This window comes from Duganella flavida (genome assembly GCF_009857445.1).
Lineage (GTDB): Bacteria > Pseudomonadota > Gammaproteobacteria > Burkholderiales > Burkholderiaceae_D > Rugamonas > Rugamonas flavida.
This window is the reverse complement of sequence record NZ_WWCN01000017.1, coordinates 118,004-129,998: the sequence shown is the minus strand read 5'-3', so window position 1 is coordinate 129,998 and position 11,995 is coordinate 118,004. Positions and strand designations below refer to the sequence as shown.

9 protein-coding genes are annotated in these 11,995 nt (G+C 63.9%); 6 read left to right on the top strand and 3 right to left on the bottom strand.

Annotated features, from left to right (window positions below; genetic code table 11):
• Window position 1 precedes the first annotated feature (1 nt).
• From GTP46_RS23690 to GTP46_RS23665, 6 genes are all read left to right on the top strand, one after another.
• Window positions 2-907: a GDP-mannose 4,6-dehydratase gene (locus tag GTP46_RS23690; protein WP_161009091.1), complete on the top strand. Its 906-nt coding sequence runs from the start codon at window positions 2-4 to the stop codon at window positions 905-907.
• Window positions 904-2,070: a glycosyltransferase family 4 protein gene (locus GTP46_RS23685; RefSeq protein ID WP_161009090.1), complete on the top strand. Its 1,167-nt coding sequence runs from the start codon at window positions 904-906 to the stop codon at window positions 2,068-2,070. The genes GTP46_RS23690 and GTP46_RS23685 overlap by 4 nt, the downstream gene beginning before the upstream one ends.
• A gap of 5 nt (window positions 2,071-2,075) precedes the next feature.
• A complete protein-coding gene (locus tag GTP46_RS23680) occupies window positions 2,076-3,191 on the top strand; it encodes a glycosyltransferase family 4 protein (protein WP_161009089.1) in 1,116 nt (371 codons plus the stop codon).
• A gap of 34 nt (window positions 3,192-3,225) precedes the next feature.
• Window positions 3,226-3,924 (top strand): winged helix-turn-helix domain-containing protein, encoded by a 699-nt coding sequence (locus GTP46_RS23675; protein ID WP_161009088.1) that lies wholly within the window; start codon window positions 3,226-3,228, stop codon window positions 3,922-3,924.
• 1 nt (window position 3,925) lies between these two features.
• Window positions 3,926-5,281 (top strand): sensor histidine kinase, encoded by a 1,356-nt coding sequence (locus tag GTP46_RS23670; protein ID WP_161009087.1) that lies wholly within the window; start codon window positions 3,926-3,928, stop codon window positions 5,279-5,281.
• 91 nt (window positions 5,282-5,372) lie between these two features.
• The gene (locus GTP46_RS23665) at window positions 5,373-6,593 is read left to right on the top strand and encodes an aminotransferase class I/II-fold pyridoxal phosphate-dependent enzyme (RefSeq protein WP_161009086.1); all 1,221 of its coding nucleotides are present in this window, start codon (window positions 5,373-5,375) and stop codon (window positions 6,591-6,593) included.
• On the opposite strand, the gene GTP46_RS23660 is transcribed toward GTP46_RS23665, so the two are convergent.
• Genes GTP46_RS23660 through GTP46_RS23650 form a run of 3 tightly spaced genes read right to left on the bottom strand, consistent with a single transcriptional unit; the run spans window position 6,594 to window position 11,980 of the window.
• The gene (locus tag GTP46_RS23660; protein WP_161009085.1) at window positions 6,594-7,592 is read right to left on the bottom strand and encodes a response regulator; all 999 of its coding nucleotides are present in this window, start codon (window positions 7,590-7,592) and stop codon (window positions 6,594-6,596) included.
• Window positions 7,589-10,966 (bottom strand): MHYT domain-containing protein, encoded by a 3,378-nt coding sequence (locus GTP46_RS23655; RefSeq protein ID WP_161009084.1) that lies wholly within the window; start codon window positions 10,964-10,966, stop codon window positions 7,589-7,591. Before GTP46_RS23655 ends, GTP46_RS23660 begins: the two co-directional genes overlap by 4 nt.
• Window positions 10,967-11,020: 54 nt before the next feature.
• On the bottom strand, window positions 11,021-11,980 hold the full coding sequence (locus tag GTP46_RS23650; protein ID WP_161009083.1) for an alpha/beta fold hydrolase: 960 nt from the start codon (window positions 11,978-11,980) through the stop codon (window positions 11,021-11,023).
• Window positions 11,981-11,995 lie beyond the last annotated feature (15 nt).

Here is an 11,995-nt window from a genome sequence, read left to right as displayed (position 1 = left end):
TATGGCCGCTGAAGGCGCGGGCAAACGTGCCCTGATTACCGGTTTGTCCGGCTTCACCGGCCATTACGTGGCGCAGGAATTGCGCGCCGCCGGCTACGAAGTATTCGGTACCATCACGCCCGGCCACGCGCCCGGTGCGAATGAATATGCGGTTGACCTCAACGACCGCGCCGGCCTGGCCGCCATGGTGCAGGAAGTACAGCCGGACGTGGTGGCCCACCTGGCCGCCATCGCCTTCGTCGCGCATGGCGACACTGAACAAATCTACCGCGTCAACGTGGTCGGCACGCGCAACTTGCTGGAAGCGCTGGCCGCATCGGCCAAGAAACCGTCGGCCGTGCTGCTGGCCTCCAGCGCCAATATCTACGGTAACACCGACGTCGGCGTGATCCACGAGGAGGTGCCGGCCGCACCAGCCAACGATTACGCCGTCAGCAAGCTGTCGATGGAGTACATGGCGCGCCTGTGGCAGGACAAGCTGCCGCTGATTATGGTCCGCCCATTCAACTACACCGGCGTGGGCCAGCACGAGAATTTCCTGCTACCGAAAATCGTCTCCCACTTCCGCCGCAAAGCTGCTGACATTGAGCTGGGCAACCTGCACGTGTGGCGCGATTTTTCCGATGTGCGCATGGTGGCCTCCAGTTATCGCAAGCTGCTCGCAGCGCCTGCTGCGGTGGGCGGCGTTTTCAATATCTGTTCCGGCCACGCCTACTCACTGGGCGAGGCGCTGGGCATGATGGCCGATATCGCCGGCTACAAAATCAATGTGCACGTAAATCCCGCCTTCGTGCGCGCCAATGAAGTGGTGCGGCTGGTGGGTGATCATCGCCGCCTGGCCGCCGTCACCGGCCCTGTGGCCATTGTGCCGCTGGCCGACACGCTGCGCTGGATGTATTCGGCATGAGCGCGCAACCGACACTGCGCGCCGGTCTCTCGGTCACCACGGCCGAACCGGTGCTGACCAACGGCCGTCTTGATGGTTTGGGCGTGTACAGCAGCGCGCTGCTGGCGCACCTGCCGCAGGCCGGGGTGGAAGTGCTGCCGTTGTCGTTCGCGCCGCATGGCGATGCGCGCAAGCTGAAACTGGGCCGCGCGCTGCCGCTCTCCTTCCCGCTGGCGACGCTCGGTGATTTGATCCTGCCGTCGGCAGTCCATCTCAGCACGCAGGCCGCGCTGGGCAAGGGCGCCGCGCCGCTGGACATCTTCCACGCCACCGACTACCGCATCGTGCGCATGGACTGCCCGGTGGTGGCGACGCTGCATGACGCGCTGCCGATTTCGCATCCGGAATGGGCCAGCCCGAAACTGCGCAAGTTGAAGAACTGGCTGCAGGCCAAGGCCGCGCGCAAGGCGCAGCATGTGATCACCGGTTCGCACTACTCGATCCGCGAACTGGTGGAGCATTTCGGCGTTGATGAAAACAAGATCAGCGTGGTGCACCACGGCGTGGCGGCGCACTGGTTCGACGCGCCATCCACCGAAGAACGCGACATCACGCTGGCGCTGCATGGCCTGCGCGAAGGCTACTTCCTGTTCGTCGGCACGCTACAGCCGCGCAAGAACGTCGAGCGCCTGCTGGAAGCCTACCTGTCACTGCCGCCGGTGCTGCGCTCCGCGCGCCAGCTGGTGATCGTCGGCCAGCCGGGTTGGCGCAGCGAGGAACTGGTGGCGCGCATCAAGGCCGCGCAGCAGCGCGGCGAGAACGTGGTCTGGCTGGACCAGCTGACCGACAACCGCCACCTGCGCCACCTGTACGCCGGCGCCGGTGCGTTTATCTTCCCATCGCTGCACGAGGGCTTCGGCCTGCCGCTGGTGGAGGCGTTTGCCGCTGGCGTGCCGGTCGCCTGCTCCAACACCACCTCGCTGCCGGAAGTGGCCAACGGCGCGGCGCTCGAATTCGATCCGCTGTCGGTGGCCGACATCACCGCCGCCATGACCACGCTAGCGCGCGACGACACAGTGCGTGCGCGCTGCATCGCCGCCGGCCAGCGTCGCGCGCTGGAACTGACTTGGGATGAAGCGGCACGCCGCACCGTCGCCGTTTATCACGAAGTACTGAAAAAGTAAGCATCATGCGCGTCCTTCATTTTTACAAAACTTATTACCCCGATACCTGGGGCGGCATCGAGCAGGTGATCCGCCAGCTGTGCGTCGGCACGGGACGTCTGGGCGTGACCAATGAAGTGCTGACGCTGAGCCGCAGCGGTCCGTCCGAAATCGAATTCGAAGGCCACACCGTGCACCGCGTGCCGCTGGATTTCGAAATCGCCTCGACCGGTTTTTCGTTTGCCGCCATCCGTAAGCTGGCGCGCCTGGCGCGCAAGGCGGACGTGATCCACTATCACTTCCCATGGCCGTTCATGGACCTCGCGCACTTCATGGCGCGCATCGACAAGCCGAGTGTGGTGACCTACCACTCGGACATCGTGCGCCAGAAAAACCTGCTGCGCGTGTATAGCCCGCTCAAGCGCCGCTTCCTGCGCAGCGTCGATACGGTGGTGGCGACGTCGCCCAACTACCTGGCCTCGTCGCCGGTGCTGAAGCGCTTTGCGCACAAAACCCGCACCATCACCTACGGCCTCGATAAGTCGATCTATCCGGTCGCTTCCGAAGCGCTGAAGGCCAAGTGGCGCACGCAGTTTGGTGAGCGCTTCTTCCTGTTCGTCGGCGTGCTGCGCTACTACAAGGGCTTGCACATCCTGCTGGATGCGATGGTCAACTTGGATTATCCGGTGGTGATCGTCGGCGCTGGTCCGGAAGAGCAGGCGCTGAAGGAGCATGCGCAGCGTCTCGGCCTGACCCACGTGCACTTCATCGGCGCGGTGGAAGAAGACGACAAGGCCGCGCTGCTGGAGCTGAGCTACGCGATGGTATTCCCGTCGCATCTGCGCTCGGAAGCTTTCGGCATCTCGCTGCTGGAAGGCGCGATGTACGGCAAGCCGATGATTTCCAGCGAGATCGGCACCGGCACCACCTATATCAACATCGACAACGACACCGGCCTGGTGGTGCCGCCGGACGATCCTGCGGCGCTGGGCGCAGCCATGCGCACGCTGTGGGAGAACCAGGAACTGGCAGCACAGATGGGCCGCCGCGCCGAAGCGCGCTACTGGGAACTGTTCACCGCCGAGACCATGGCGCAGAACTACCATGCGCTGTACCGCGAGCTGGCAGCCAAGGCGCGGTAGAATATTCACTCACCACCCAACTCCGGAGACTCGCGTGCGCTGCCTGGTTATTGAAGACGAAGCCGAAACCTCCAACTACATCTGCAAAGGCCTGCGCGAGGCGGGCTACATCGTGACCGCCGCTACCACCGGCCCGGACGGACTCGATTACGCCAGCAGCGAGGACTGGGACATCATCATCCTCGACCGCATGCTGCCGGGCCGTATCGATGGCCTGTCCATCGTCGACAAGCTGCGCTCACTGGGCAAGCAGACGCCGGTCATCATCGTCAGTGCGCTCAGCACCATCGACGCCCGCGTCACCGGCTTGCGTGGCGGCGCCGACGACTATTTGCCGAAACCATTCGCCTTCTCGGAGCTGCTGGCGCGGGTGGAAGCGCTGTTGCGCCGCAGCGCCCCCGGCGCCGACAGCACGCAGCTGCAAGTGGCCGACCTGCGGCTCGACCTGCGCACGCTGCGCGTTACGCGCGGCAGCAAGGTGATTACGCTGCAGCCGCGCGAATACCGCCTGCTCGAATACCTGATGCGCAATGAGAACCAGGTAGTGACCCGCACCATGCTGCTGGAATCGGTGTGGGACTATCACTTCGACCCGCAGACCAATGTGATCGATGTGCAGATCAGCCGCCTGCGCGCCAAGGTCGATAAGGACTTCGCAGTGCAGCTGATTCATACCCTGCGCGGGGTCGGCTACCGCATGGGCGTGACGCCGCCGGACGAGCCGGGGCAATAGTTTGTTTAACTTGCGCACTTCGATCGCCGCCAAGCTGGTGCTGGGTTACGGCCTGCTGGGCATCGCTTCCATTGCGGCGGTGTCGCTGGTGTTCTACAGCGGCACCATCGGCGTGATCGACCAGAACATCGACGGCAAGATCATGGCGCAGACCGAGCGCCTGCTGGACAATGTCGGCAAGTACCGGCGCACCAAGTTGCAGGCCGAGGTGCGCCGCCAGCTGGGCGACGGCGTTGACAGCGACCGCGAAATTTTCCAGATCGTCGATGCCGACGGCACGCCGGCGGGCGGCAACCTTGGCTCATGGCCGGTGCTGGAAGACGCGCAGGAATTCGTGACCGCCACGGTGCTGCGCAATGGCCGCAGTGCGCCAGCGCGCCTGTACCTGCGCACCTTGAGCGACGGCGGTACGCTGATCGTCGGCCGCGACCTGAGCGAGGAAGAGGCGGTGCGCGAGGTGATCTGGCGCGCGCTGGCGGCCGGCGCCTGCGTGTCGCTGATGCTGACCATCGCCGGTGCGCTGCTGTTCCGCCGCAGTATCGCGGCGCGCCTCGGCGAGATCCGCCGCACGGCGGCGCAGATCGAGGAGGGCGATTTAAGCCGGCGCATCCCCGTCACCGGCAACGACGAATTCGCGCTGCTCAACAGCGACATCAACCGCATGCTGGACCGCATCGAGCTGCTGATGGAGGGCATACGCCACGTCTCCAACGCCATCGCCCATGACTTGCGCACGCCGCTGAGCCGCATTCGCGGACGGCTGGACGACGCGCTACGGCACGAGATGTCGGTACCCACGCTGTCCACCGCCGCCCACGACGCCATCGACGATATCGATGATTTGATCCGTTTATTCGAGCGCCTGCTGCAGATCGCGGAAGCGGAATCCGGCATGCGCGGCAGCCTGTTCGAACGGCTGGACCTCGGCCGGGTGGTGGCCGACATCGGCGAGATGTACGAAGCCATTGCAGAAGACAGCAACATCCAGCTGACGGTCGACGCGCCCGATTCGCTGTATGTGGACGGCGACCGCAACCTGCTGGCCAGCGCTGTTGCCAGCCTGCTGGATAACGCCATCAAATACGCCGGTCCCGGCGCCATCATCCATGTGCGCGCCGGCCTGCATCACGGCGAGGCTTCGATTGCGGTGCACGACAATGGTCCCGGCATTCCGGCGGGAGAGCACGACAAGGTCACGCAGCGTTTTTATCGGCTCGACAAGAGCCGTCATATGCCAGGCAATGGCCTGGGCCTGTCCATCGTCAGCGCCACCGCCACCTCGCACGGCGGCAGGCTGGTACTGGAGGACGCTGAGCCGGGACTGGTGGCGCGCATCGTGCTGCCGCTTGCTGGTTAAATAAGCCGGTTAACCAATTCGTAATGTGGCCGCAAGCTTGCGGTAAGTTGTCTGCTTATATGATGGTCGATTGTTCTCAGGTTCCGACATCATGCACGACTTAAGCGACATCGCCAGCTGGCTGCAGCACCATCCCATCTATCACGACTCCTCGGTGCACAGCACCTTGCCCGATCCGACTTTTGTCACCGAAGGCGAAACGGTGGTGTCGTTCAGCACCAATAACTACCTGGCGCTGGCCAACCATCCGCGTTTGGTGGCGGCGGCCAAGCAGGGTCTGGACCGCTATGGCGTAGGCAATTGCGAATCGCGTTTGCTGGGTGGCGACCTGGAAGTCTACCGCGAGCTGGAACGCCGCCTCGGCGCGCTGAAACACAAGACCGATGCAGTACTGTTCGTGACTGGCTATATGACCAACATCGGCGTGCTGTCGTCGATTGTGAAGGCAGCCACGTTGGCGCGCCTGCACGGCTTCCGCGCCAAGAAGCGCCACAAATATGCTTACTACTCGGACGAATACAATCACATTTCGATCCGCGAAGGTATCCAGATGTCGGGCGCGCTGCGCTACAACTACCGCCACTGCGATATGAATCACCTTGAGTCGCTGCTGCAAGCCGGCGCCGCTGACGGCACCACGCCGATCATCGTCAGCGACGGTGTATTCAGCATGGAAGGTACCATCGCACCGCTGCCGGAGCTGGTGGCGCTGGCCGAACGTTATGGCGCGCTGCTGTACATCGATGACGCCCATGCCACCGGCATCCTCGGCGCCAACGGCGGCGGCACCTCGGAGCACTTCAACTGCTACAGCAGCAATATCATGCAGATGGGGACCTTGAGCAAGGCGCTCGGTTCGATCGGTGGCTTTGTGGCCGTGGACAAGCCAGTAGCGGACGTGATCCGCCTGACCAGTTCCGCCTACGGCTTCACCTGCCCGCCGCCGCCGGACCAGGCAGCGGCGCTGCTGGCGGCACTGGATATTTTGGAAGAAGAACCGCAGCGCCGTCAGCGCCTGTGGGAAAACCAGCGCTATTTCATCGAGCGCATGGAGCCTCTGGGCTACACCATCATCTCGACCGCCACGCCGATTTTGCCGGTGCTGATCGGCGATGCCGAGACTTGCCAGCGTTACGCGATGGAGCTGCGTGCCGAGGGCGTGCACGTGGATTCGATCCAGTTCCCGGCAGCGCCGGTGGGACAGGCGCGCCTGCGCTTCATGATGAACGCCGGCCACACCAAGGCGCAGATCGACCACGCGGTAAGCGTGATGGCGCGCCTGGCGGGACGCAGCGAACGCATCGCAGCCTGATTAACGCTCGGCCCAGCGCTCCTTGATCTCAAGCAGCGCCGGCATCTGCTGGAAGAACAGATCCACCAGCCGGCCCTCGAAATGCAGGTCGCGCTGGGACTCCATGTGTTCAACGGCTTTCTCTACCGGCCACGCTTCCTTGTACGGCCGCGCCGAAGTCAGCGCGTCGAATACGTCGGCAATTGCCACGATGCGGCCGACCAGCGGAATCTCTTCACCTTGTAATCCATTCGGATAGCCGCTGCCATTCCATTTCTCATGGTGGGTGACGGCGACGTCGTAAGCCATCGCCAGCATGCCGCTCTGGTGCTTGCCGATGATGTCGCCGCCGATGGTGGCGTGCGACTGCATGATCTTCCATTCATCAGGATCCAGCGCGGCCGGCTTGCGCAGGATGCTGTCCGGGATGCCGATCTTGCCGACGTCGTGCATCGGTGCGGCGTGTAGCAGGTCTTCGGCTTCCGCCTCGGTCATGCCGACGGCGAGGCCCAGCACGCGTGCGTAGTGGCTCATGCGGATCACGTGCAGGCCGGTTTCGTTGTCCTTGTATTCGGCAGCGAGGCCGAGCCGCTGGACGATTTCCAGACGCGTCTTCTTCAATTCATCCACACCCACCAGCGACAGGTGGTTGCGCACGCGCGCACGCACGATCGGCGGGCTGACTGGCTTGGTGATGTAGTCCACCGCGCCGGCGTCAAAGCCCACTACTTCATCGTCGGTGTCGCTCAGGGCGGTGACAAAGATGACCGGGATGGCGGCGGTGACGGGATCGGCCTTCAGCAGCTTGCAGGTTTCGTAGCCGGTCATCCCCGGCATCATCACGTCCAGCAGAATGAGCTGCGGTTGTTCGGAGCGCGCCAGTTCCAGCGCGCGCGGGCCGTCCTTGGCGAACAGCAGGCGGTATTGATCTTGCAGGATGTGGCGCAGCAGCTGCAGGTTGCTGGCTTCGTCGTCGACGACCAGGATCTGCGGCTGGTTGGCTTGATGCGTGGTTCTCATGGGTACTCCGTGGTCAGGCTGGCCAGCAAGGCTTCCAGTGCGGCCTGCGCCTGTGGAAAATCAAAATCGTTCAAGGCATCCTGCACGGCGCTCAGTTGCTGCGCCAGTGCCGGCGGTGCGCCGGTGAGGGCGGCTGTCAATGCGGTGAGGGCAGCGTCGTTCAAAGCGCCGCGCTGCAAGAATGGTAGCAGGGCTGAGGATTTTTGGCGCGCTATGGATGGATCGAAGGCCGCTGCTGGCGGCGGTGCTTCCAGCCTTGCAGTGGAACCGCGTGGTGGGGCCAGTGCGTGGATGGCGCTCAGCGCCGCATCCAGCTGCGCCCCCAAAGTGCGCTGCGCCTGCGCCAGTTCCGTTTGCAGTGTGACGCCGTCGCGCTGCGGCGAGCCGCATAGCTTTTCGATCTGCGCTAATGTGGCGGCCAGTTGCTCCAGTCCGATGTTGGCGGCGACGCCGCGCACCTTGTGACTCCATGCCTGCGCGTCGGCCAGGCGCGCTTCGCTGACGTCGACCAGCAGCTTGGCCAGCGTGGCGGCGGCGGTGCTGTAGTCGGCCACGAAATGGTGCAGCGCCTGGTGGTAGGCCGTCTCTTCTCCGGCCCAGCGCTGCAGGCCCGCTTTCTGGTTCAGTACCCGGTGGCGCGGCGCTTCCGACGGCGGCGGTGCGGAAGGCACAGGCGCCAGCTTGAGCACTTTCGCAATTTCGTGCGACAGCGCGTGCCAGTCCACCGGCTTGGACGCAAAACCGTTCATGCCTGCCGTGGCGGCAGCCTCGCGGTGCGCCGCCAGCACGCTGGCCGTCATCGCTACAATCGGCAGCGGCGGCACGGCTGCATCGCCTTGCTGTTCGCGGGTGCGGATGGCGCGCGTGGCCGCAAGGCCGTCCATGTGCGGCATCTGCATATCCATCAGCACCACGTCATAGCGACGTGCGGACGACATTTGCACCGCTTGCGCGCCGTCGTGCGCCGTGTCCAAGGTGTGGCCGCGTTTGGCCAGCAGCAGCGCAAGCAGTTCAAGATTCTGCGGCACGTCGTCGGCGGCGAGGATGTGCAGCGGCGGCAGCGGATAGTCGCTACGCTCGCTGGCCTGCGACTGGTCATTGCGCGCCGGCTCCAGCGGTAGCAGCACGTGGAAGGTGGTGCCCACGCCTGGCGTGCTCTCGGCCCAGATCTTGCCGCCCATGAGCGCCACCAGCTGGCGGCTGATGGTGGTGCCAAGACCGGTGCCGCCGAAGCGGCGCGTCATCGAGGCGTCGGCCTGGGTGAACGGATCGAAGATGGCGTTGATACGCTCCGGCGCGATGCCAATGCCGGTGTCCTGCACGGCGAGGTGCAACTGGCCTTGCTGTTCTTCGGCGTGCAGCGAGACCTTGCCGGCCGCCGTGAACTTAATGGCGTTGTCCAGCAGGTTGCCGAGAATCTGGCGCATGCGTAGTTCGTCGCCGTGCAGCCAAGCCGGCAGCGCAGCGCCGTAAACGATGTCGATGGCCAGTCCCTTGCTGCGGGCGTTGCTGCCGAAGGTGGAGGCCAGTTCGTCGATCAGGTTAAGCAGGCTGTAATCGTCCAGCTCCAGTTCCACTGCGCCCTTATCCAGCTTGGCGGTGTCGAGGATTTCGTTCAACAAGCGTAGCAGCGAACGGCCTTCCTTGCGCACGGTGTCGAGGTGGCGGCGCTGGTCGGTATCGAGGTCAGTATCGAGCAACACGTCGGTGAAGCCGAGGATGGCGTTCATCGGCGTGCGGATTTCGTGGCTCATGTTGGCGACAAAGCTGGCACGTGCTGCTGCTGCCTGTTCCGCCGTTTCCTTGGCTTTGCGCAGCTGCAGCTCCATCTCGCGCCGTTCGCTGATGTCGAGGATCACGCCGTCGATCCAGCGGATTTCAGGGTGGGTTTCGTCCTGGGTGACGGCGCCGTGCTCCCACATGAAGCGCTTGCTGCCGTCGGCGTGCAGCAGGCAGTACTCCACCTGATACGCCACCAGCGCCTCGACGCTGCGCGAGATTTCCTCCGCCACGCGGGCGCGGTCTTCGTCGCAGATCAAAGAGCCCAGCGTGCGAGTGCGGTTGGCGCCGACGAAATCACTGGCCGGATAGCCAGCCAGGCGCCACACGTTCTCGCTGATGAACAGCGGCGGCGCATCGAAGGCCATGCTGCTACGGAAGGAGATGCCGGGGATGTTCCCGATCAGCGAACGGAATTGCTGTTCGCTGTCGCGCAGCGCCTGCATGATGGCGCGGCGTTCGCTGATGTCGGTAATGAACAGCACAAACAGGTCGCGTTCCGCCATGCGCGCGTGGCCCAGCGCGCGCCGGATCGGCACCTGGCTGCCGTCCTTGCGCAGGCCGAGAACTTCGCTGCCGCGGCCTACCACAGCGGCGTCGCCGGTTTGCAGGAAGCTAAGCAAACCGTCGCGTTCAGAGCGGTCGGTGTCGGCCATCAGCAAGCGGATATTGCGACCGACGATTTCGTCGCGCGTCCAGCCGAAGATGCGCTCCGCCGACAGATTGAATTCGTGGATCACGCCCGCGCGGTCCACCGTGACGACGCCGTCGACGGTGGTGGTCAGCAGGGCGCGCATCCAGGCCTGGCTCTCGGACTGCTGGCGGTACATTTCTCGGTAGCGCAGCAAGCCGTTGGCGGCCATCACGAAGATGGTGAAGGCCACGGTAATCAAGGTGATGGCCAGCGCCAGGAAAGTGAAATTCTGCTGCGGCGAGGAGTCCAGCGGCAGCGTGCCGACGAAGCGCGCTGCTGCCATGCCGGTGTAGTGCATGCCGGCGATGGCGCAGCCCATCACGCTGGCGCTGATGGCGCCGATCACCGCGCGCGGCAGGCGCAGGGTGCGCAGGCCGAAGCGGATCCACAGGGCCAGCGTCGCCAGCACCACTGCGACCACGATGGAGAGGCCGAACATATAAGGGTTGTAGCGCAGGTCCAGCGCCATCTGCATCGCCGCCATGCCGGTGTAGTGCATGGCGCCGATGCCTGCGCCGACCAATACGCCGCCGGTCACCAGCGAGGCCTTGCTCACGCGGCGGCGGCTGATGATGGTCAGCGCAACGTAGGAAGCGGCAAGGCTGGGCACCACCGATAGCAGTGTCAGGCCGTGGTCATAATCGACATCGATGCAGAGGTTAAAGGCCAGCATGCCGATGAAGTGCATCGACCATACGCCGCAGCCCAGCGCCAGGCTGCCGGTGGCCAGCATCATGGCGCGCAGGCTGCGTGTGCCGCCAAGGCGCGCTTGCCCGGCCACTTGTAATCCCATCCACGATGAAAATATGGCAACGAGTACAGAGAGAATAACCAGCGACGGCGAGTAGATGCCGTAGTGGAGCAGGGACGGGTCGTCCGGCGGTGAGAAGATTTCCATCATGGTGAGGGAAACCTTATCACAGAAAAATACCGCCCGGAGGCGGTATTGTCGTTTTTAAGACTTGGCGAAGGCCAGGAAGTCGGCGTGGAACTTGTCTTTGTGGGTGTCTGTCAGGCCGTGCGGCGCACCTGGGTAGGTAATCAGCTTGGCGCCTTTGACGATTTTGGCCGAGGCGATGCCGGCGGCTTTGATCGGCACGATCTGGTCGTCTTCACCGTGGATGACCAGGGTCGGTTTGTCGAACTTTTTCAGGTCATCGCGGAAGTCGGTTTCCGAGAAGGCCTTGATCGAGTCGTAGGTGTTTTTAAAGCCACCCTGCATGCCTTGTGCGTACCAGGCCTGGATGATGCCTTGCGATGGTTTCGCGCCCGGACGGTTGTAGTTAAAGAACGGGCCCGATGCGATGTCGAGGTACAGCTGGCCGCGGTCTTTCAGCGAGCCGGCGCGGATGCCATCGAACACTTCGATCGGCAAGCCATCCGGGTTGGTATCGGTCTTCAGCATCAGTGGTGGCACTGCCGAAATCAGGGCCAGTTTGGCGATGCGCTTGGTGCCGTGGCGGCCCACGTAGCGTGCTACTTCGCCGCCGCCGGTGGAGAAGCCGGCCAGGATGATGTTTTTCAGGTCCAGCGCTTCGATCAGCTGCGCCAGGTCGTCGGCGTAGTGGTCCATATCGTTGCCGTCCCAAGGCTGGCTTGAACGGCCGTGGCCACGGCGGTCGTGGGTGATGACGCGGAAGCCGTTATTCGCCAGGAAGAACGCAGCCGATTCCCAGCTGTCCGAGCTCAAAGGCCAGCCGTGGCTCAGGATCACTGGTTGGCCGGTGCGTGGGCCCCAGTCTTTGTAGTAGATCTCAACGCCGTCGCGGGTGGTGATGGTGGAGACGGTCTTGCTCACTTTGCCAGCTGGTGCTGCTACGGCTTCAGTGCTGACGGCTGCCAGTGCGGTAGCTGCGGCGGCGACGGCGCTGCCAACGATGGCGTTGCGGCGGGATTGGTTGGTTTGGTCAGTCATGGTGTTCTCCTTGGT